Here is a 22,646-nt window from a genome sequence, read left to right as displayed (position 1 = left end):
ATTGGTAGAGGGTGAATCCAGCGGATGAGATCGGGTGAACTGCGGCCCACTCTGCCCGAACCTGCGTCATGATGTACTCCCGTGGGAGTCCTCTCATCATGAGCAAGCCGCAGCAGGGCACGGAGCCGTGCATCAGCGACCTGCGCGAGCGCTGGCGAGCAGCGAGTCTCGCCAGCGTCTGGCTGCGGCCGGGCGACTGGTATCACGCAGCCGTCGACGCGTTCGCGGAAGCATTGACGGACGGACGCTCCGTGGCGCCCGCAGGCGAGCGGCTCGGATCCGCCCGTGCCGGCGTGGGGGTCGGCATCGCCGAGGCGATGGACGACGTGGCCTGCCTCTACACGACGGTGGGCATCCCGGTGGACGCGACGGCGATCCGCGCGGTGGCGATCGGTTGGGTCGAGGAGCACGAGCGCGTGCCGTTCCAGGTGATGTGCCACGACCCGGCGACGGGCCTGCCCACCAACGAGTACCTCGGTGAGCGGCTGCGCGAGACCTACGGCGTGGCGTCGAGGAACGGCTCGGACGTCACCTCGACCCACTGCCTCCTCGTCCTCGACGTGGGCCTGGAGAGCCTGGACAGCTGGCAACGGTCCGCGCGGTCGGCGGCGATCGGGCGCACCCTGCAGCAGGTCTTCGGCGACGGCCACCCCATGGCGGCGGTCGGCGACGCCACCTTCGTCGTGCTGTGCGAGCGAGGGCCTGCGACCGCGCAGCTCGGTCAGTCGTTGCGCCGCGTCGTCGAGAAGAACGCGGAGGTGCTCGGGCTCACCGCAGAGCTCAGGCGCCCCACCCGGGTCTGGGTGGAGCGCCTGCCCGACTCGCACGACGACGCCCTGATGCTGCTGGACCAGCTGGGGCGCTGAGTCTTCGGGCGGCCCGTGGGCCGCTGCTGTGCGGGCCTGCTGCGGTCAGCGCGGCGCGAACGTGAGGCAGTCCGCGTGGTCCGCGCTGTCCGGTCCTGCGCCGACGCGGATGGCGGGGGCGCCGCACTCGAGCGAGCTGTTGTGCACGCACTCGCCCCGCTGGCACGCGCCCACGTGGGCGATGACCTTCTCGAGGCCGCCCTTCGTCGTGAGGGGGATGAAGGTGGCGCAGCTGGCGTCACCCACGTGGCCGGCGATCGTGACGGCTCCGGCGTGGCATCCGTGGTCGTGGTTGTACCCGCAACCGTCGACCGAGCACTCGGCGACCTCGGGCATCTCCATCAGCGCACTCATGGTTCACTCCTTGCTGTCGATCCTTGCGGAACACCACCACGATATTCCTGGGACGCGTTCTCGTACAGCAAGGAATGCCTTACCTCAATTCAGGTAAAGGCGGTGCCGAATAACGAAAGAATTACCTGCCGAAATTCAGCTGTGCGGCGGAGAGGGCCGCCACAGGACCAGGGCGCCCGCCGCCTCGGTGCGGTGGTCGACGTCGATCCGCACCTCGGTACGCCGCACCCGGCGGCCACGCGGCACGACGATCACGTCTCCGCTGGTGGCTGCGGCAAAGACCCGGCCCGACTGCTGGGCCTGCGCGAGCAGCTCCTCCAGCCGGTGCTCCAGGACCGAGACATGCTCCTCGAGGTCCAGGATCCGTTTGATCCCCGCGAGGTTGATGCCCTCCACCTGCGCGAGCCGCTGCACCTGCAGCAGGCGCGCGACGTCACGCCGCGAGTAGCGGCGCCCCCGGCCCACGGTGCGCCGAGGCGTGACGATGCCCAGCCTGTCGTACTGCCGGAGGGTCTGCGGGTGCATGCCCGCGAGCTGGGCGGCCTGCGAGACCGTCAGCACCGGCGAGTCGTCGGTGATCATCGGTCACTCCGCTGCGCGCTGGGCGAGGTCTGCCCGCACGTCCTGGCCGTCGCTCTCCGCCGCGAACGTCTCGAGCGCCTCGCGTGCCTTGCGGCTGAGCTTCTGCGGCACGGCCACCTGGATCGTCACGAGCAGGTCGCCGGTCTCGCGAGCGGCGGCGACACCCCGGCCCTTCAGCCGGAGGACCCTGCCGGACGGCGTGCCCGCCGGCACCTTGAGGCGCACCTTCTCGCCGATCAGCGTGGGCACCTCGACCGTGGTGCCGAGGGCGGCCTCCGCGAACGTCACCGGGAGCGTCATGCGCAGGTTGACACCGTCGAGCGAGTAGACGGGGTGCGGTGCCACGTGCACGGTGACCACGAGATCACCGGCGGGCCCGCCACCCTGGCCGGGGCGCCCCTTGCCAGGGATGCGTAGCTTCTTGCCGTCGTTGATCCCGGCGGGGACCCGGGTGGTGACCTTGCGACCATCGACCACCAGCTCGACGGTCGAACCCTCGACCGCCGCGCGGAAGGGCAACGTGGTCTCCGCGACCACGTCGGCACCCTTCTGCGGCGCCGTGAAGCCTGTACCCGGGCCGTAGCCGGCCTGCGGACGGCCCGCGCCGCCGAACATCGCGCCGAGGAGGTCCTCGAACCCGCCCGCACCGGCAGCCCCGGGGCCGGTCTGTGAGTACCGGACCCGCGGCCCGCCCGGCGCTCCGCCTCCGAACATGGAGCCGAAGATGTCCTCGAAGCCGGCCGTACCGCCCGCCCCGCCGGGACCGGCGGAGAACCGGGCGCCACCCGCCATCGCACGGACCGCGTCGTACTGGCGCCGCTGCTCCGGGTCGGAGAGGACGGCGTACGCCTCCCCGATGGCCTTGAACCTCGACTCCGCGGCGTCGTCCCCCTGGTTCTGGTCCGGGTGGTGCTGCCGCGCGAGCTTGCGGTACGCCTTCTTGATCGTCGCGTCGTCGGCGTCCTTGGCGACGCCGAGAACGGCGTAGAAGTCCTTCTCCATCCAGTCCTGCCCGGTCACGACGCCTCCTCTCCTGCAGTGCTGACAACGTGTGCGGGAGATCCCGCGATAGGACCGCGCCGCGGATCCGGCCTGCTCGAGGCCGGACCTGCGACGCGGTCCTCAGGTGCTACTCGGGGCCGACGACGCCGACGCGCGCCGCCCGGACCACCTTCTCGCCGATCCGGTACCCCGGCTCCACCACCAGGTTCACGGTGGTAGCCGTGGCACCCTCCTCGGTGGAGTGCATGAGCGCGTCGTGCACCGTGGGGTCGAACTCCTCACCTACCTGGCCGAACCGCTCCACGCCGAACTTGGCGAGCGCCTGGTCCAGCTTCTCCGCGATCGCCGCCATGGGGCCGCTCAGCTCCGCAGCCTGGCGAGCCCGCTCGACATCGTCGAGCGCGGGGAGCAACGCCACCAGGACGTCCTGGACACCCCGGTCGCGCGCGGCCTCCTGGTCGCGGAGGGCGCGGTTGCGGTAGTTCACGAAGGTCGCCCGCTCACGCTGCAGCGCGTCGAGGTGCTCCGCCGCCTCGGCCTTGGCCGCGAGCAGGGCGGCGTCGCCGCCCGCCTCGGCCGACGGCTCGAAGTCGAGCGCGTCGAGCGGGTCGCCGGAACCCTCGTCCGGGGTGCCGGACTGCGCGCCGGACTCCGACGCAGCCGGCGCGCCCGTCTCAGGGTTCACCTTGCGCTTGTCGATGAAGTGGAAGGGACGGTCCTCCGAGCCCTCAGGCTCGGGGGTTCCCTGCGGGTTGTTGTCCGTCACTTGCGGTCGTCCTCGTCGTCGACGATCTCGGCATCCACGACGTCCTCGTCCGAGGGCGCCGACTGGGCGCTGGCCGTGGGGCCGCCCGCTGCGGCAGCCTCCGGCTGGGCATCCGCCGAGGCGTAGAGCGCCTGGCCGATCTTCTGCGACGACGCGCCGAGCTTCTCGTACGCGGTCTTCACAGCGTCGGCGTCCTCGCCCTCGAGCGCGGACTTCACGCCCGCGATGTCGGCCTCGACCTCGGTGACCACGTCAGCCGGGAGCTTGTCGCGGTTGTCCGCGATCTGCTTCTCCATGGAGTACGCGAACGCCTCGGCCTGGTTGCGGGTCTCCGCCTCCTCGCGACGCTTCTTGTCCTCCGCCGCGTGCGCCTCGGCGTCCTTGATCATGCGGTCGATGTCCTCCTTCGGGATGGCGGAGCCACCCGTGATGGTCATCGACTGCTCCTTGCCCGTGCCGCGGTCCTTCGCCGACACGTGGACGATGCCGTTCGCGTCGATGTCGAAGGTGACCTCGATCTGGGGCATGCCTCGGGGAGCCGGGGCGATGCCGGTCAGCTCGAAGGTGCCCAGCGGCTTGTTGTCGCGCGTGAACTCGCGCTCACCCTGGAAGACCTGGATCGCCACGGACGGCTGGTTGTCCTCCGCCGTGGAGAAAATCTCGCTGCGCTTGGTCGGGATGGCGGTGTTGCGCTCGATGAGCTTGGTCATCACGCCGCCCTTGGTCTCGATGCCGAGCGAGAGGGGGGTGACGTCGATCAGGAGGACGTCCTTGCGGTCGCCCTTGATGACGCCGGCCTGGAGCGCCGCGCCCACCGCGACGACCTCGTCCGGGTTCACGCCCTTGTTGGGCTCCCGGCCACCCGTGAGCTCCTTGACGACCTCGGTCACGGCGGGCATACGGGTGGAACCGCCCACGAGCACCACGTGGTCGATGTCAGACACCGAGATGCCCGCGTCACGGATGACGTTGTGGAACGGCGCCTTGGTGCGGTCGAGCAGGTCCTGGGTCATCTGCTGGAACTGAGCCCGGGTGAGCTTCTCGTCCAGGTGGATGGGGCCGTTCTCGCTCATCGACAGGTACTGCATCGAGATGCTGGTGCTCGTCGCGGACGAGAGCTCCTTCTTGGCCTGCTCCGCGGCCTCGCGCAGACGCTGCAGCGCGATCTTGTCCTTGGAGAGGTCCACGCCGGACGAGTTCTTCACCTGCTTGATGAGGTACTCGACGACGCGGTTGTCCCAGTCGTCACCACCGAGGCGGTTGTCACCCGAGGTGGCGCGCACCTGGATGGTCGAGAAGTTGTCCTCGTCCTTGCCCACCTCGAGCAGCGAGACGTCGAACGTGCCGCCACCCAGGTCGAAGACGAGGATGAGCTCGTCCTCCTTGCCCTTGTCCAGGCCGTACGCCAGGGCGGCGGCCGTGGGCTCGTTGACGATGCGGAGGACGTTGAGACCGGCGATCTGCCCGGCGTCCTTGGTGGCCTGACGCTCGGCGTCGTTGAAGTACGCCGGGACCGTGATCACCGCGTCGGTGACCGGCTCGCCCAGGTACTCCTCCGCGTCACGCTTGAGCTTGCCCAGGATCCGGGCGGAGATCTCCTGCGGGGTGTACTTCTTGTCGTCGATCTCCGTGTTCCAGTCCGTGCCCATGTGGCGCTTGACCGAGGAGATGGTGCGGTCGACGTTGGTGACCGCCTGACGCTTGGCGACCTCGCCCACCAGGACCTCGCCGGTCTTGGAGAACGCGACCACCGACGGGGTGGTCCGCGAGCCCTCCGCGTTGGCGATGACGGTGGGCTCGCCGCCCTCCAGGACGGCGACCACCGAGTTGGTGGTGCCGAGGTCGATGCCGACTGCTCGTGCCATGGTTCTCTGCCTCCGTACGACAGGTTGAGTCTTCTTCACTCAACTTAGGTCGCGGCGCCCGCGGACGCAAGCCCGCGGGGCCAAAGTTGAGCCCACTCCACTCAACGTCACACCGGCAGCACGAGTTCCCGCCACCCGGCGCCGGCCTCGCTCACCTCTGCCGGGGCCTCACAGCAGCTCGACGCTGTCGGCCTGAGGCCCGCGGTCGCTCTGACGCACCTTGAAGCGGACCCGGTCGCCCTCCTCCAGGACCTCGGCACCCCGCACCACCGACACGTGCACGAACAGGTCCACGCCCCCGGCATCAGGGGTGATGAAGCCGAATCCGCGGTCGGCGTCGTAGCGCGCGACGGTGCCTTCGCCTCCGCGCACAGGCCCGTCGGAGGCCGCGGAACGGCCCGGCCGGCCGCGGTCCGCGGCACCGCGCACACTCCCGGAGCCGCGCACGAGCTGCACGTTGCGGGCGTTCGGCCCCTTGTCACCCTCGACGACGTCGTACGTCACGCGCGCACCCTCGGAGAGCTCGGTCAGCCCTCGGCCGAGCCCGCTGACGTGGACGAAGACGTCGTCGCTGCCCGAGTCGGGAGCGATGAACCCGAAGCCCTTGGTGTCGTCCCACCAGGACACCGTGCCGTCCGCCCCGTCGGAGGCCGGCGGTGCGGCCTGCGCCCCGAGCGGCAGCAGGTGGTCGGCCTGCGGCCCCCGCTCCCCCTCGACGACGAGGAACGCCACCCGCTGCCCCTCCGAGATCACACCGCCCCCGACGATGGCCGAGCTGTGCACGAAGACCTCGCCGCGACCGCTGTCGGGCGTGACGAAGCCGTATCCCTTGGTCGGCTCGTACCAGTTGACGGTGCCGAGCACGCCCAGGGGCGCGTCCGCGGCCCGGTCGCCCGTGACACGGACGCGGCGCGCCTGCGGGCCACGGTCACCCTCGCCCACCTCGAACTCGACGGCCTGCCCCTCGCGGAGAAACTTCGGACCATCGTCGCCGACGATCTCGGACGCATGGACGAACAGGTCCTCTGCCTCGTTCCCGAGGTCGATGAAGCCGAACCCTCGGTCGGCGTCGAACCATCGGACAGTTCCCTGGGGCACTTCGGACTCCTCGTATCGCAGACATTGCTTTCGCCCATTCTCTCCCGACAGCGAGGACCTACACTCGTCCGATGCGGATCGGGAGCTGCGCGACCCCCTGCCGGCCGGGCCGTTCGACGTCGTCTACGACTCCGGGTGCTTCCACCACCTGGCGCCGCACCGGCGCATCACCTACCGCGAGCGGATCCTGCCCCTGCTGGCACCCGGCGGGAGCTCTTCAGGGCGTGAGGGTCAGGGCCTGCGGACGATGACGTCGCCCCACCCGGTGCTGGCGTGGATCTCGGCGGTGGCCTCGTCGTCGACGGGACCCGCGGCGGGAGTCAGCTGGTTGCGGACGGTGCCACGCTCGGAGGTGACGTCGAGCCAGGCGGCGGTGCCCTCGGGGACGCCGACCTCGACGCTCCCGTAGGACGTCGTCAGCGTGACCGCGCCGGAGTCGACACGGTCGACGCGGATGCCGGCGTGCGCCGACTTGGCCGTGAGGGTCCCGGCCACGCGGCCCACGGAGATGTCGCCGTGCGCCCCGACCACGTTGAGCGATCCCGTGACAGACCCGACGGTCGTGGTGCCGTTGGCCGCACGGATCGTGGCGTCGCCGGCGACCTCGGTGATGCGTACGGAACCGGCGCTCGCCTTGACCGCCGTGGCGCCGGTGGCGCGCCCCACGGTGACCGACCCCGCCGAGACCCTGAGGTCGAGGCGGTCGGCCTCGTCGACCCGGGCGTCGCCGCCGTTGAGGGTCAGGTCGACCGACCCGAGCCTGCCCTCCGCGAACAGCGAGCCCGCCTTGCCGCTCAGGTGCGACCCGGCAGGCACCTCGATGGTGACCTTGGCGCCACCCGCGGAGAAGGGGAGCACGTACTGCCGCCACGCCGCCGGGTAGATGATCGTGACGGCGTCGCCGTCGCGCGCCACCCGCGTCTCCTCGGCGGCGCGCACCGACCCCGACTTGGCCGGGTCGGCGGGAAGGACGGTGACGACGACGTCGTCCCGCTCGCCGGCGACGACGTGCAGGTTGCCGAACGGCACGTCCACGACGACCGGGACGGGGGCGGTGGCGGGGAAGCTGGGCATGGGGTCCTCCGGGGCGGGGGCGGGAGTGCGGGACGACGGCGCCGCGAGGCGCTCCAGGGCGTGGGTCAGCGGACCCAGCCGGTGTGGCGGTTGGCGCTGCGGGGCTCGGAGCGGCCCCCCGTGGCCGGCCCGCCGGCCGCCGGCTGCTCGAGGGCCGCGGCGACCGCGCGTACGAGCCACGTGTTGACCGAGATGCCGTCGCGGGCGGCTGCGACCTCGACCTGTGCCTTGAGGTGGTCGGGCAGGCGCAGGGTGGTGCGGGTGGTGGCCCCGTCGGCGTCGGCGACCGGCAGGGCCTGTGTCCCGCCGAGGGACGCGGAGCCCGTCGCCGCGCCCTGCTCACCGGGGGGAGCGGGCACGGCGACGACGAACTCCGGCTCGCCGCCGCGGAGGCGCATGTCGACGGAGCCGGGTGCCAGCTCGGCCGAGATCTCCCCGGCCGCCGCCGAGAGGGCGTCGAGCAGGACCAGCCGCACGGCGGCGTCGAGCGGCGCGGTCAGGCGCTGGGCGAGCTGCCGGGCGTCCTCACCCCCCGCTTCGGCCACGGAGGCCAGGCGGTGCTGCAGGTCGTCGACGTAGTGCGAGAGGTCCATGACGCCATCATGGCACCATTCATGGTGTCATGCAACGCCAGCGTGACGTCACGCCGTCTTGGGCGTCTCCTCCTCGGCCTTCTCCTCGGCCTTCTCCTCGGCCTTCTCCTCGGCCTTCTCCTCGGCCTTCTCCTCCGTCGGCGCCTCGGCCGGCGTCTCCGCCTGCCCCTCAGCCTTGGTCACCGACTCCAGAAACTCGTCGAGCCTTTCCTCCAGGTCCGGCCGCTCGACCAGGCTCGCGAGCTCGGCGCGCTCTGCCGCCCGGCGCCGTCGGGCACGCAACCGGCGCAGCACCAGCAGCGCGGCTCCCGCCAGGGCCCCCAGGGCAAGGAGGACCACGCCGACACCCACCCATGGAGCCAGCCCGGCACGGCCCGACGCCGCCTCCGCACGCTCCGCCGCAGCGTCGAGCCTGCCCGCGTCGAGGTCCGCCCGCGCCTCGCCCGCCACCGTGTCGGCGTCGAGCAGGAGCTCGCCCAGCTCCGAGAAGGGGTCGCGGTCCGCGGCGACGTCGTCGGACGCCTCGCCCACCAGCCCGACGACCTCGACGGCCCGCGGCAGCGTGGTGACGAGCTTCGCGTACTCGCTCTCCTGGTCAGCCGTCTCGTAGGCCGACCGCAGGGCGGCGGGGTCAGGCAGCCCCGCGGCCTCGGCGGCCGCCTGGACGGCCCCCGCGTCCGCGGGAGCAGTTCCGACGGCGGTGGTGATCTCACCGGCCGTGTCGAAGCTCCAGCCCGTCATGGCCGAGCGCAGGCCCGCGGGAGGGAGCCACTCGCCGTCGGCCGTGTCGACCGCGACGTAGCCCTCGCGCGCGACCGCACGCTCGTCGAGGCTCGCGGCCTGCTCGGGGTTCGCGACCCAGGTGCGGACGACGTCGGCGGCACCGGCGACCCCGCCACGGACCTCGGCCAGGTCGAGGAACCGCTGCCAGTCGGTGGTCCCGCGGCCACTCTTCGACCCCGGGGTCTCGTAGGCGCTCTCGCCGGCGAGCGCGGCCGACGTCACCGCCGTGAACGCGGCGTCGTCGAGCCCACCCACGAGCTCTGCGACGGCGGCGTGGGACGCCGCGTAGGCGTAGCTCTCTGCCTCCTCGTCGCCGAAGTGGGCGTCGCTCCAGCCCGTCAGGGCGAGGGCACCGGGACCCTGGCGGTCAGGCGCGGCCGGCGGCACCGCAGTGCCGCCGACCTTGCCGACGACGCGGTGGGCGACGACGTCGGTCAGGCCCTCGGAGAGCCACCGGCCCTCGACCGTCTCGGTGTTGATCCAGACGTGCGTGAGCTCGTGGAAGAAGGTCGCGTCGTCCAGGTCCTCGGAGACGATGATCTCGTCCGCCTCCGGGTCGAACCAGGCGTAGCCCAGCACCTCGGGCGACACGTCCTCACGGATCGTCTCGAGACCGCCCGGCCACGGGTGGCCCACGATCTCCTCCACGAGCGGCAGTCCGGACGTCAGCCGCTCGGTGGCGAAGGTGGCCCAGTCGGCGTCGCCGGGGAAGCTCAGCAGCGTGAGGGTGGCGGGCCCCGCCTCGACGGTGTGCTTGTCGGCCTGCTCCGGGTCGCGAGCGGAGACGAACGCCCAGATGCCGAAGTCGTCGGTGTTGCCGGTCGCCGTGTGGGTCACGACGCCGTCCGCCACCGTCTCGGTGAAGCCTCCGGCGGTGCTCTCGAAGGACATCGACTCGGGCAGCACCACCTCGACGGTGACCTGTCCCGGATCACCGGCCCCCTGGGCGACGAACGTCGCGTAGCCCGGACCGACTCGGGTGTACCCCTCCGAGCGGATGGGGTCACCGGGGATGGCGTAGGACCACTCGATCGTCCGGGTCCTGCCGTAGAGGAGGGGGGCGAACGACACCGTCGCCACCGAGATGTTCGGGTCCTCCGTGGGTTCCAGCGTCACCGGCAGGTTCGCCCCGCTGCTCGTGGCACGCACGTCCGCCGCGCTGGCCGGGACCTGAACCCCGTACGCGTCCCAGTAGTAGTACTCGACACCGCCCGCGGTCACCCGGTCGGGGGTGTCGTTCCGGATCGTCGTCGACACCGTCACCTGGACCACGCCGCTCGCGGCGTCGTAGACGAAGCGGTTGTGCGACGACTCCGAGATCCCCTCGTCAGCGGCGGCCGACGGCGCGGCGACCAGCGACGCGAGCACGACCCCCACCCCGATCAGCCCCGCCAGGGACCTGCCGGCCACCCGTCCATCAGCCATGTACGTCATCTTCGTGCGCTCTCCTCGGAGCCGGGCGGGACATAGGGCCGCCGAAGTGTAGCGAGGTCCTAGACTCGGCAGATGTCCCGAACGATCCGACGCGCTCTTGCGCGCCTCTTCTGGCGCCTCAGCCCGTGGAAGCTCCGCAGTGAACCCGCCCCCGACCGGGCCGGTCTCTTCATCGGCGCCCCGCACACGTCCAACTGGGACTTCGTCGTCATGCTGGCGATCGCCTGGGAGCTGGACATGTCGGTCCGCTGGCTCGGCAAGCACACCCTCTTCACGGGATGGCGCGGCCCCGTCATGCGCCGGCTCGGGGGCCTGCCCGTCGACCGCCGCGACCCCAGCTCGGTGGTCGACGACGTCCTCGACCGCGTCCGCCGTGGTGAGGTGTTCCACCTCGTGGTGACGCCGGAGGGCACGCGCGGCTCAGGGACGTACTGGAAGTCGGGTTTCTACCGGATCGCCCGTGAGGCAGGCCTGCCCATCACGCTGGGCTACGTGGACCGGACGACGATGACGACCGGGCTGGGCCCCACGATCGAGCTCACCGGCGACGTGCGGGCCGACATGGACGTGATCCGGGCGTTCTACGCCGACAAGTCGGGCTGGAACCCAGCTCTGCGGACCGAGCCGCGACTGCGTGCGGAAGATGAGACAGAATCACTCTGATCATTTCGGACGGCCGTCACTCTCTGTCCTTCCGTCGACTGCACGACGTGGACATTTTCGGCCGTACTGTTCGTCAATAAGTGATGCCAATTATTGATCACCCTTCAGAATGCCACTGAAGGGTCAAGGAAGCCCGTTTCTGCTGTTAATCACCCTCCCTCGGATTCCGAGCCTCGTGCGGTCGGGGCACCGTCGAAGGTGGCGCCGTGGGGGCTTCCATCGGGGCACAATTCGAAGCACCGACCCCCTGGCGTACAGCTGGGGGCTGTCATGCACACTTCGAGACATGGGCGCACCAGCGCCCGGAAGGACTGGGGCAGCAGACTGCTGGGCGCGTGTCTGGCAGCGGTCCTGTCCACGACCGCCGGCGGGCTCACCCTGAGTGCCGCTATGGCCGACGAGACGACCGACGGCGCAGCCGCCGTCGAACCGATGACGGAGAGCGTCACCGCAGACGACTCGACCGCCACCGACCCCACGACTGAACCGGCTCCGGTGCAGCCCGTCCAGGAACCGGCGCCCGAGCCGGCCGTCGACCAAGCGGAGGAGGCCGGGGCAGCCGACGAGTCGGCACCGGCCGAGGACCCGGCCGCGGCCGCCGCACCGATCGTCCCGTTGGCCGACGTCCCGGGCCCCGGGCCGTCCGCGGGCGACATCACCAACCCGGTCTTCCGCGCGGCCCACCCGGACACCTACACGACGGCGAACCCCGGGGCGGCGGACAGCTCGAACGTCCAGACGCAGCTCACCGCGAACACGCAGAACCGGTTCTTCGAGTGCGGTGACACGATCGTCTACTACCAGATCATCCCGATCAGCGACGCAGCGCCGACGGGCGAGTCGACGCTGACCGTCGAGACGCGGTTCGACACCACCTTCGGTGCCAACGACCAGGTCGGCATCACCCAGGTCACCGCGTTCCTCGCCACCGGCGACTCGAACTACTCCAGCGACGGCGAGGAAGACATCTCCGGCACGTTCGCCTCCGGCACCTACTCCGACGGCGAGATCTCCATCCTCAGCGCGATCAGCGACGTCGAGGCCGGCGAGACCATCGTCGTCGAGTACCACGCCACCCTCACCTGCGGAAACCCGCCCGGCAACGTCACCGGCAACCTCCACGCCGGGAACTACGGCATCGACGTCACCCAGAGCGACGGCACCAACTCCACCACCGGCCAGGGCGTCCAGACCGTGCCCCTCTTCGCCAACGCGGTCCTCGTCACCACCGTGCCGGTGAACCCGACGATCACGCAGGCGACGTGCGTCGGCGGTCAGCTGACCGCGCCGACCCTGACGCTCCCGCCGGACGGCGGCGGGATCACCTACACGGTCAGCGCCGAGGGCCCGTACGCGGCCGGCGACACGGTGGTCGTGACGGCCACCTTGGTCGACGGCTTCGCCTGGGGCACCCTGCCAACAGGCTGGGTCGAGACCTCCTCGACGACCGCCACCTTCACGGTGACGTTCGACGACGTCGCGTGCGTCGAGGTGGTCCCGGTCGCACCGACAGTCACCGAAGCGGTCTGCGTGGGCGGCACCGTGACGGCACCCACCCTCACTCTGGCGACGACCGAGGGTGTCACCTACACGGTCGACGTCGAGGGCCCGTACGCGGCCGGCGACACGGTGGTCGTGACGGCCACCTTGGCCGACGGCTACGCCTGGGGCGAGCTGCCCGCAGGCTGGACCGAGGTCTCCTCGACGGTCGCGACCTTCACGGTGACGTTCGACGAGGTCGCCTGCGCCGAGGTCATGCCGGTGGCGCCGACGGTCACCCAGGCCGTCTGCGTCGGCGGCACCGTGACGGCACCCACCCTCATGCTCGCCACGACCGAGGGCGTCACCTACACCGTCACCGCCGACGGGCCCTACGCCCCCGGACAGACGGTCACGGTCACCGCGACCCTCACGGACGGCTTCGCCTGGGGCGAGCTGCCCGCAGGCTGGGTCGAGGCCTCGCCGACACAGGCCACGTTCGCCGTGGTCTTCGACGCCGTCGACTGCATCCCGATCTCACCTGCGGTCCCCCACGTGACCCCGTCGCAGTGCGTCGACGGCAAGGTGACCAAGCAGGTCCTCACAGTGGCGCCCACCCCGGGCATCACCTACACCGCCAGCCCGGATGGGCCCTACCGCACCGGCCAGTCCGTGACGATCACCGCCACGCTGATGGACGGCTATGCCTGGGGACCGCTCGCAACGGGCTGGACCGCGACCTCCTCGACGGTCGCCACCGCAGTGGTCAGGTTCGGCGCCGACGCCACCTGCCCGGCCGCCGCCAAGCCGCCGGCCAAGCCGGCAGCCAAGCCGCCGGTCGCCCGGCCCCCGCTGCCCGTCACGGGTTCCGACGGACTCGAGGGCCTCGTCGGCCTCGCCGCCCTCGGTCTGGCGGCAGGCCTCGGCCTGATCACCTGGGCACGACGCCGCGGCCAGACCGACTGACCGCACCCCGGAGGGGGCCGACCGGAAACCACCGGCCGGCCCCCTCCGTCGTGTCGCGGCCGTATACCGCTCCTGATGAATACGCCTGATCCGACTTGCCGCTTAACGGCGTTTGCGAATTACCCCACCTACGCGATTCACCTTTCCTAAATGCTCTCAATGAATCCATATGCACCGTCCCGTGGTTATTCACCTTCGATGCATGGTGCCCGGCGGCTTGACAAGTGCCACGTTCGAAAGGAACGGCCTCCGGGCTTTCACGGTGCCCACTACAGGGCATCGACCCTGGGGCCTCCTTCTTGAGCCGGGGGCTGACATGCACACCACATTTGTGCGCAGAGGCGCGCACAGAAGCACACAATGGGGAGGGAGGCTGCTGGGCGCGTGTCTGGCAGCGCTTCTCGCCCTCACCGCAGGCGGGCTGACAGTAGGCACCGCCATCGCCGACGACGACACCGCCGTCGAATCCCTGACCGACACCGGGACGACCGGCGGCACCACGACGGCCGACGTGCTCGGCGCAGAGGAGGCGGCCGTCGAACCAGCACCCGCGGAGCCCGAGCCGGTCCCTGCGGTCGAGCCACCGCCCGCCGTCGAACCGGCTCCGGAGCCGGCTCCGGAGCCGGCCCCCGAGCCGGCTCCCGTCGAAGAGCCGGCACCCGCACCGGTCGAAGAACCGGTCGTCGTGGAGCCGGAGCCCGCACCAGCGCAGCAGAAGCAGGCACCGCCGGCACCGGAGGCAGAACCTGCACCAGCAGAGGAGCCTGCCGCGGCCGAGGATCCAGTCGCGGCTGCCGCGCCCGTCGTCCCGATGGCCGACGTCCCGGGCCCCGGCCCGTCCGCGGGCGACATCACCAACCCGATCTTCCGGGCGGCCCACGCCAACAGCTATACGACCGCGACCGTCGGCGCCGCTGACAGCAGCAACGTGGTGACGCAGCTGACCAGCGCCACCCGGCCCTTCGAGTGCGGCGACACGATCGTGTACTTCCAGGTGATTCCCATCGCCGCGGACGCCCCCACCGGCGAGTCGACGCTGACGGTCGAGGCACGCTTCGACACGAGGTTCGGTGCCAACGACCAGGTCGGCATCACCCAGGTCACCGCGTTCCTCGCCACCGGCGACTCGAACTACTCCAGCGACGGCGAGGAAGGCATCTCCGGCACGTCCGCCTCCGGCACCTACGCGGACGGCGAGATCTCCATCCTCAGCACGATCAGCGACGTCGAGGCCGGCGAGACCATCGTCGTCGAGTACCACGCCACCCTCACCTGCGGAAACCCGCCCGGAAACATCACCGGCAACCTCCACGCCGGCAACTACGGCATCAACGCCACCCAGAGCGACGGCACCACCTCAACCACCGGCCAGGGCGTCCAGACCGTGCCCCTCTTCGCCAACGCCGTCCTCGTCACCACCACCCCCGCCAACCCGACCGTCACCCAGGCCGTCTGCGTCGACGGCCAGCTCACCGCACCGACCCTCACCCTCCCGCCGGACGCGAACGGCATCACCTACACCGTCAACCCTGCCGGGCCGTACAGCCCGGGCCAGTCCGTCACGGTCACCGCCACGATCACCGGCGCCGGCTACGTCTGGGACACGCTGCCCGCGGGCTGGGTCGAGGTCAACGCCACGGTCGCGACCTTCACGGTCACGTTCGACCAGGTCGGGTGCACCGAGACGACGCCCCAGAACCCGACGGTCACCCAGGCCGTCTGCGTCGGCGGCGAGCTGACAGCGCCGACCCTCACCCTCCCGCCGGACGCGAACGGGATCACCTACACGGCGGATGCCGCCGCGCCCTACGCACCGGGACAGACCGTCACGGTGACCGCCACCCTCGCGGGCGGCTTCGCCTGGGGCGTGCTGCCCGCAGGCTGGACCGAGGTCTCGTCCACCGTCGCGACCTTCACCGTCACGTTCGACGAGGTCTCCTGCGTGGAGGTCATGCCGGTCGCACCGACGATCACCCAGGCCGTGTGCGTCGACGGCGCACTGACCGCTCCGACGCTGACACTGCCGCCGGACGGCAGCGACATCACGTACACCGTCGATGTCGAGGGCCCGTACGCCGCGGGGCAGACCGTCGTCGTGACCGCCACCCTCGCCGACGGCTTCGCCTGGGGCGCCATGCCCGGGGGCTGGACCGAAGCCACACCGACGACCGCCACGTTCTCCGTGACGTTCGACGCGGTGGCCTGTGTCGAGGTCGTCCCGGCCGCTCCGACCGTCACCGAGGCGGTCTGCGTCGGCGGGGAGCTCACCGCACCCACCCTCGCGCTGGCGACGACCGAGGGCGTCACCTACACCGTCGACGTCGCGGCCCCGTACGCCCCCGGCCAGTCGGTGACCGTCACGGCGACACTCGCGGACGGCTTCGCCTGGGGCACCCTGCCCGACGGGTGGACCGAGGTGTCCGACACGGTCGCCACCTTCGTGGTCACGTTCGCGGACGTGGCCTGCATCGACGTCGTCCCCGCCGCACCGACGGTCACCGAGGCCGTCTGCGTGGGGGGCGAGCTCACCGCACCGACCCTGACCGTCGCCACCACGGCCGGCGTCACGTACACGGTCAGCGCCGAGGGCCCCTACGCCCCCGGACAGACCGTGACGGTCACCGCGACCCTCGCCGACGGCTACGCCTGGGGCGTCATGCCCGCGGGCTGGCTCGAGGTCTCGCCGACGGTCGCCACGTTCGAGGTGACCTTCGACGAGGTGTCCTGTGCCGAGGTCATGCCGGTGAACCCGACCGTGACCGAGGCGGTCTGCGTCGACGGGGAACTCACGGCACCTACCCTCGCGCTCGCCACGACCGAGGGCGTCACCTACACCGTGGACGCCGAAGGCCCCTACGCCCCCGGGCAGACGGTCACGGTCACCGCCACCCTCGCCGACGGCTACGCCTGGGGCACCATGCCCGACGGCTGGACCGAGGTCTCGCCGACCACCGCCACCTTCACGGTGACATTCGCGCAGGTCGCCTGCGTCGACGTCGTCCCGGCAGCGCCGACGGTCACGGAGGCCGTCTGCGTGGGCGGCGAGCTCACCGCACCGACCCTCACGCTCGCCACGACCGAGGGCCTCACCTACACCGTCGCCCCCGAGGGCCCGTACGCCGCCGGCGACACGGTGACTGTCACGGCCACCCTCGCGGACGGCTTCGCCTGGGGCACCATGCCCGACGGCTGGACCGAGGTCTCCCCGACCGTCGCCACCTTCACGGTGACCTTCGCCGACGTCGCCTGCGTCGACGTCGTCCCCGCCGCACCGGCGGTCACCCAGGCCGTCTGCGTCGGCGGCGAGCTCACGGCCCCCACCCTTGAGCTCGCCACGACCGAGGGCCTCACCTACACCGTCGACGCCGGTCCGTACGCTCCGGGGCAGACGGTCACGGTCACCGCAACGCTCGCCGACGGATTCGCCTGGGGCACCCTGCCCGCAGGCTGGACCGAGGTCTCCCCGACCACGGCGACCTTCACGGTGACGTTCGACGACGTCGCCTGCGCCGAGGTCATGCCGGTCGCACCGACGGTCACCCAGGCCGTCTGCGTCGGCGGCGAGCTCACCGCCCCCACGCTCGTTCTCGCGACGACCGAGGGGCTCACCTACACCGTCAGCGCCGAGGGCCCCTACGCCCCCGGACAGACGGTCACCGTCACCGCGACCCTCGCCGACGACCACGCCTGGGGCACCATGCCCGACGGGTGGACCGAGGTCTCCCCGACGGTCGCCACCTTCCAGGTGACGTTCGATGACGTCGCCTGCACCGAGGTCGTCCCGGTCGCACCGTCGGTGATCCAGGCCGTGTGCGTCGGCGGCCAGCTCACCGCGCCGACCCTCACCCTGGCGCCGGACGGCGGCGGCATCACCTACACCGTCAGCGCCGCAGGGCCGTACACCCCCGGACAGACGGTCACCGTCACCGCGACCCTCGCCGACGGCAACGCGTGGGGCACCACGCCCGACGGCTGGACGGAGGTCTCCCCGACCACCGCCACCTTCGGGGTCACGTTCGCGCAGGTCGCCTGCGTCGACGTCGTCCCCGCCGCACCCACGGTCACCCAGGCCGTCTGCGTCGCCGGTCAGCTCACCGCCCCCACCCTCGCTCTGGCGACGACCGAGGGCCTCACGTACACCGTCAGCCCCGAGGGCCCGTACGCCCCCGGGCAGACGGTCACCGTGACGGCGATCCTCACCGACGGCTACGCCTGGGGTGAGCTGCCCGCGGGCTGGGTCGAGGTCTCCCCGACCACGGCCACCGTCGCCGTGACGTTCGACGAGGTCGAGTGCGCCGAGGTCATGCCCGTCCCGCCGACGGTCACCCAGGCCGTCTGCGTCGCCGGCGAGCTCAGCGCCCCCACCCTCGCACTCGCCACGACCGAGGGCATCACCTACACGGTGTCCGACGACGGCCCGTACGCCGCCGGCGCCACGGTCGTCGTCACCGCGACCCTGGCCGACGGCTACGCCTGGGGCGCCCTGCCTGACGGCTGGGTCGTGGTCTCCCCGACGGTCGCCACCTACGAGGTCACGTTCGACGACGTCGCCTGCGTCGAGGTGGCGCCCGTGGCTCCCGCCCTCGCGCAGGCCGTCTGCGTGGGCGGCACCGTGGCGCCGTCGACCCTGGTGCTCTCCGTCGCGGCGGGCATCAGCTACACGGCCGAGCCCGCGGGCCCGTACGCGGCCGGCGACACCGTGACCGTCACAGCCACCCTGGCCGACGGCTTCGCCTGGGGCACCCTGCCCGACGGGTGGACCGAGGTCTCGCCGACGACGGCGACCTTCACGGTGACGTTCGACGAGGTCACCTGCGCCGAGGTCGTCCCCGCCGCGCCCACGGTCACCCAGGCCGTCTGCGTCGACGGTGACCTCACCGCCCCCACCCTCGTGCTCGCCACGACCGAGGGCCTCACCTACACCGTCAGCGCCGAGGGCCCCTACGCCCCCGGACAGACGGTCACGGTCACCGCGACCCTCACCGACGGCTACGCCTGGGGCGAGCTGCCCGACGGATGGGCCGAGTCCTCGCTGACGCAGGCCACGTTCGGCCTCACGTTCGACGAGGTCACCTGCGCCGAGGTCATGCCGGTCGCACCGACGGTCACCCAGGCCGTCTGCGTCGGCGGAGAGCTCACCGCACCGACCCTCGTTCTCGCCGAGACCGAGGGCATCACCTACACGCTGAGCCACGAGGGCCCGTACACCGGCGGCGACGCGGTCACGGTGACGGCCACGCTCGCCGACGGCTTCGCCTGGGGCGCCCCGCCCGCGGGCTGGGTCATCGACAGCCCGACGGTCGCCACCTACGCACTGACGTTCGCCGACGTCGCGTGCCTCCCGACCTCACCTGCGGTCCCCCAGGTGACCCCGTCGCAGTGCGTCGACGGCAAGGTCACCAAGCAGGTCCTCACGGTGGCGCCCACCCCGGGCATCACCTACACCGCCAGCCCCGACGGCCCCTACCGCGCCGGCCAGTCCGTCACCATCACGGCGACGCTCCTGGACGGCTACGCCTGGGGTCCCCTGCCGGCCGGCTGGACCACCCACTCACCGACCGCCACCTCCGTGGTCACGTTCGGCGCCGACGCCACCTGCCCGGCCGCCGCCAAGCCGCCGGCCAAGCCGGCAGCCAAGCCCCCCGTCGCCCGGCCTCCGCTGCCCGTCACGGGGAGCAACGGCACCGAGGGCCTGGTCGGCCTCGCCGCTCTCACCCTCCTGGCAGGCCTCGGCCTGATCACCTGGGCACGACGCCGCGGCCAGACCGACTGACCGCACCCCGGAGGGGGCCGACCGGAAACCACCGGCCGGCCCCCTCCGCCGCGTCCGGACCGCACCGAGCACCCCCAGATGATCGGTAGTTTGTCGGATGATCGGCAGCCCGGGCTGCCGATCATCCGACGGATTGCCGATCGTCCGAGGAGGTGGGCCTGCCGGCCCAACCCTCCGGCCCGTACCACGCGAAGGAGCGTCGATGCCCGCAGTCCCCCGCCCCCCGTTCGACCCCGAGCTCGGCGAGTTCCTCACCGAAGCGCTGGAGATCTTCCCGGGGCTGCAGGAGCCCCTGCTGCCCGAACAGATCCCGGCACGCCGGGCAGCGGCGGAACCGACCCCCGTCGGCCAGTTCCTCGCCGGGCACGCCGTGGAGCTCACGGACCACGTGGTCCCCGGCTTCGACGGCGGCGAGATCGTCATCTCCGTGGTGCGCCCCACCGACCGCCCGGCCGACGACGTCCCGGGCCCCGCGGTCTACTCGATCCACGGGGGCGGGATGGTCACCGGGAGCCGGCTCGGTGGCCTCGCGGAGCTCGTCGACTGGGCGGAGCGGTACGGCGCGGTGTGCGCCACCGTGGACTACCGGCTGGCGCCCGAGCACCCGGACCCGATTCCCGTCGAGGACTGCTACGCCGGCCTCGTGTGGTTCGCCGCGCAGGCTTCCGGCCTGGGCTTCGACCCCGGCCGCCTCATGGTGGCGGGCGGCAGCGCCGGCGGCGGCCTCGCCGCGGGCACGACGCTCCTGGCGCGCGACCGCCGCGGCCCGGCCGTCGCCGCCCAGCTCCTGGTCTGCCCCATGCTCGACGACCGGGACGCCACGACGTCAGCCCGGCAGTTCGACGGCGTGGGCGTGTGGGACCGCGCGAGCAACCGCACCGGCTGGCGCGCCCTGCTCGGCGACCGTTACGGCACTGACGACGTGTCGCCCTATGCCGCGCCGGCCCGTGCCTCCGATCTGAGCGGCCTCCCGCCCACCTTCGTCGACGTGGGCTCCGCCGAGGTGTTCCGGGACGAGGCCGTGGCCTACGCGTCGGCCATCTGGGCCGCGGGCGGCGACTGCGAGCTGCACGTCTGGCCGGGCGGCTACCACGCCTTCGACGCCCTCGTGCCGGACGCGGCGGTGTCGCGTGCGGCCCGCGCCGCACGCGAGGCGTGGGTAGCCCGCCGCCTCCTCACCTGACCAGCGCTCGAACCTCCGATGACGCCACACCGACACATCGTGGGCTCAGGCTGCGTTACGGCCCGTCGTGCGGTAGACAAGTCGTCACAGCCGGGACACGCACAGGGGGTGCGCGCCCGGCGTTGACGTCGTCAGCCGGCACCTGGGTGCCCGGCGCGGGGCACCGACCACAGGGGGAGTCGACCATGGCAAGCGTTCGGGGCAGCTCGTTGTCGATCGCACTTCTCACCGCACTGCTGGATCCCGAGGAGGACGGCCTGCGGTCTCCGCTGGTCCAGGACCTCCTCCGCGAGGCGCTCACGAGCAGGGACGACGCCCGCGACGTGATGGTCGCCCTCCTGGCCTCCTCCGGCTCGATGCTGCGCCAGATCAGCCACCACAACGAGCAGACGCCGCTGGAGTCGCTCCAGAAGGTAGCGCTCGGCTTCCAGAAGAAGGTCGTCGAGCTCGGCTCCTGACGGCGGCGCGGCGATATCCCGGGGAAACATGCCGCGCCTACAGTGACGCGCATCACGATTCCGAGCCGGGAGGGGTGCGCGATGCACAGGAGAGCACTGACGAGGTCCACCGTCACGAGGCTGACGGCTCTGCTGGCCGCGGTGGCCGTCGTCGGCCCGCTCGTGGCGACGACCGCCGCGGTGGCCGCGCCCGCCGGGCCTGGCCCGCGATGGACGGCCGGGGCCGAGGGGGCGGGCGACCCGTACTTCCCGGCGTCCGGCAACGGCGGCATCGATGTGCGGCACTACGACCTCGACGTCACGTACGCGCCGCCCGCGGCGGCACCGGCCCCGCTCGAGGGCACGCTGGACGCGACGGCCACCCTCACGCTGACCGCCACGCAGGACCTCGACCGGTTCCAGCTCGACCTGCGCGGCCTCACCGCGACGGGCGTCACGGTCGACGGCCGGCCCGCGGCCGCCGTCGAGCAGCCTGCGGAGGGTGCCGCGGTGGAGGGCGCGGCCTTCTGGCAGGTGGCCGACGACGAGGCCCGCCGCTGGGAGCTCGTGATCCAGCCCAGGCCCAAGCTCAGGAAGGGCCAGACCGTCGAGGTCGTGGTCACGTACGGCGGCACCACGAGCCAGCCGGAAGACGTCGAGGAGGCCCTCTACGGGTGGGTGACCATGCGCGACGGCGCCCTGGTGGCGAGCGAGCCCGACGGCTCCATGACCTGGTTCCCGGTGAACGACCACCCCACGGACAAGGCCACGTACTCGTTCGAGATCACGGTCCCCGAGGGCAAGGTCGCCGTCGCGAACGGGCTGCCCGCCGGCGACCCGGTCACCGCGGGCGGCTGGACCACCTGGTCGTGGGACGCGCCGGACCCGATGGCGTCGTACCTCGCGACGGCGAGCGTGGGCGACTTCGAGGTGCTGCCCGTGGCGTACAGCGCGTCGGGCGTGCCGATCCTGGACTACGTGGACCGGGACCTCTCGCCGTCGCGCCGGGCCACCACCGACGCGAGCCTCGCGCTCCAGCCGGAGATGATCGACTTCTTCGAGTCGCTGTTCGGGCCGTACCCCTTTGTCTCCGCCGGGGCCATCGTGGACGACGACTCGGTGGGCTACGCCCTGGAGACCCAGACCCGGGCGGTGTACTCGGGCTCGGCCGGCCAGGGCACCGTGGCGCACGAGACCGCCCACCAGTGGTTCGGCAACGCCGTGAGCCCCGCGCGATGGCAGGACATCTGGCTCAACGAGGGCTGGGCCACGTACGCCACCTGGCTGTGGACGGAGCACCGGGGCGGGGCCACGGCCCAGGCGCAGTTCGACACCTGGTACGCACCGGCGCGGACGCCGTCGTACTGGGCACTTCCCATCGGCGACCCGGGCCCGCTGGGCCTCTTTGCCGGCCAGGTCTACAACCGGGGCGCCGGCACGCTCCACGCGCTGCGGCTGGAGGTGGGCGACGAGGCCTTCTTCGCAGGCGCGCGGCTCTGGCTCGAGCGCTACTCCGGGTCGGCCGCGACCGCCGAGGACTTCCAGGCCGTGTACGAGGAGGCGTCGGGCGAGGACCTGGACGACTTCTTCGACGCGTGGCTCTACGGCCCACTGAAGCCGGCGCTCTAGCAGGCCGCGGCCGCGCACATTGGTTCGGCAGTTCGTCGTGGGGGGGGGCCCGGGGAGGGGCGCACCCCCCACCCACAGCCGCACGGGTTTGGGCGGGGG

General features: G+C 71.9%; 16 protein-coding genes. 7 read left to right on the top strand and 9 right to left on the bottom strand.

Going from position 1 to position 22,646, the window contains the following annotated elements; all coding sequences use genetic code 11:
• Positions 1-98 precede the first annotated feature (98 nt).
• The gene (locus tag AC060K_RS18010; protein WP_483766721.1) at positions 99-866 is read left to right on the top strand and encodes a nucleotidyl cyclase domain-containing protein; all 768 of its coding nucleotides are present in this window, start codon (positions 99-101) and stop codon (positions 864-866) included.
• A gap of 45 nt (positions 867-911) precedes the next feature.
• On the opposite strand, the gene AC060K_RS18005 is transcribed toward AC060K_RS18010, so the two are convergent.
• The 9 genes from AC060K_RS18005 to AC060K_RS17965 form a co-directional block, all read right to left on the bottom strand.
• Positions 912-1,220: a DUF1540 domain-containing protein gene (locus tag AC060K_RS18005; protein WP_483766720.1), complete on the bottom strand. Its 309-nt coding sequence runs from the start codon at positions 1,218-1,220 to the stop codon at positions 912-914.
• A gap of 135 nt (positions 1,221-1,355) precedes the next feature.
• On the bottom strand, positions 1,356-1,802 hold the full coding sequence (locus AC060K_RS18000) for a heat shock protein transcriptional repressor HspR (protein WP_483766719.1): 447 nt from the start codon (positions 1,800-1,802) through the stop codon (positions 1,356-1,358).
• 3 nt (positions 1,803-1,805) lie between these two features.
• Positions 1,806-2,822 (bottom strand): DnaJ C-terminal domain-containing protein, encoded by a 1,017-nt coding sequence (locus AC060K_RS17995; RefSeq protein ID WP_483766718.1) that lies wholly within the window; start codon positions 2,820-2,822, stop codon positions 1,806-1,808.
• Positions 2,823-2,931: 109 nt separating this feature from the next.
• Entirely contained in the window at positions 2,932-3,570 is a 639-nt protein-coding gene (grpE, locus tag AC060K_RS17990; RefSeq protein ID WP_483766717.1) for a nucleotide exchange factor GrpE, read from the bottom strand.
• Complete coding sequence (dnaK, locus tag AC060K_RS17985) at positions 3,567-5,435, bottom strand: molecular chaperone DnaK (protein ID WP_483766716.1); 1,869 nt, start codon at positions 5,433-5,435, stop codon at positions 3,567-3,569. Before dnaK ends, grpE begins: the two co-directional genes overlap by 4 nt.
• A gap of 168 nt (positions 5,436-5,603) precedes the next feature.
• Entirely contained in the window at positions 5,604-6,533 is a 930-nt protein-coding gene (locus AC060K_RS17980) for a cold-shock protein (RefSeq protein ID WP_483766715.1), read from the bottom strand.
• Between the two features lie 231 nt (positions 6,534-6,764).
• Positions 6,765-7,607, bottom strand: a complete 843-nt coding sequence (locus tag AC060K_RS17975) for a DUF4097 family beta strand repeat-containing protein (RefSeq protein ID WP_483766714.1) — start codon at positions 7,605-7,607, stop codon at positions 6,765-6,767.
• Between the two features lie 65 nt (positions 7,608-7,672).
• The gene (locus AC060K_RS17970) at positions 7,673-8,200 is read right to left on the bottom strand and encodes a toxin-antitoxin system HicB family antitoxin (RefSeq protein WP_483766713.1); all 528 of its coding nucleotides are present in this window, start codon (positions 8,198-8,200) and stop codon (positions 7,673-7,675) included.
• A gap of 48 nt (positions 8,201-8,248) precedes the next feature.
• On the bottom strand, positions 8,249-10,408 hold the full coding sequence (locus tag AC060K_RS17965) for a hypothetical protein (RefSeq protein WP_483766712.1): 2,160 nt from the start codon (positions 10,406-10,408) through the stop codon (positions 8,249-8,251).
• 81 nt (positions 10,409-10,489) lie between these two features.
• Between AC060K_RS17965 and AC060K_RS17960 the strand changes: the two genes are divergently transcribed.
• From AC060K_RS17960 to AC060K_RS17935, 6 genes are all read left to right on the top strand, one after another.
• Positions 10,490-11,080 (top strand): 1-acyl-sn-glycerol-3-phosphate acyltransferase, encoded by a 591-nt coding sequence (locus tag AC060K_RS17960; RefSeq protein ID WP_483766711.1) that lies wholly within the window; start codon positions 10,490-10,492, stop codon positions 11,078-11,080.
• A 390-nt stretch (positions 11,081-11,470) separates the two neighbouring features.
• Positions 11,471-13,525, top strand: coding sequence for a hypothetical protein (locus tag AC060K_RS17955; RefSeq protein WP_483766710.1), 2,055 nt, complete (start codon positions 11,471-11,473; stop codon positions 13,523-13,525).
• 316 nt (positions 13,526-13,841) lie between these two features.
• On the top strand, positions 13,842-19,298 hold the full coding sequence (locus AC060K_RS17950) for an InlB B-repeat-containing protein (protein WP_483766709.1): 5,457 nt from the start codon (positions 13,842-13,844) through the stop codon (positions 19,296-19,298).
• Between the two features lie 202 nt (positions 19,299-19,500).
• Positions 19,501-20,481 carry an alpha/beta hydrolase gene (locus AC060K_RS17945; protein ID WP_483766708.1) on the top strand — a complete coding sequence of 327 codons (981 nt, stop codon included), beginning with the start codon at positions 19,501-19,503 and terminating at the stop codon, positions 20,479-20,481.
• Between the two features lie 185 nt (positions 20,482-20,666).
• On the top strand, positions 20,667-20,939 hold the full coding sequence (locus tag AC060K_RS17940; protein ID WP_483766707.1) for a hypothetical protein: 273 nt from the start codon (positions 20,667-20,669) through the stop codon (positions 20,937-20,939).
• A gap of 81 nt (positions 20,940-21,020) precedes the next feature.
• Positions 21,021-22,547, top strand: a complete 1,527-nt coding sequence (locus AC060K_RS17935; RefSeq protein WP_483766706.1) for a M1 family metallopeptidase — start codon at positions 21,021-21,023, stop codon at positions 22,545-22,547.
• The last annotated feature ends 99 nt before the right edge of the window (positions 22,548-22,646 follow it).

The sequence above is a fragment of the Antribacter sp. NEAU-D49 genome (genome assembly GCF_057158775.1).
The sequence above is the reverse complement of the archived record's forward strand: the minus strand, read 5'-3'. Positions and strand labels throughout refer to the sequence as shown.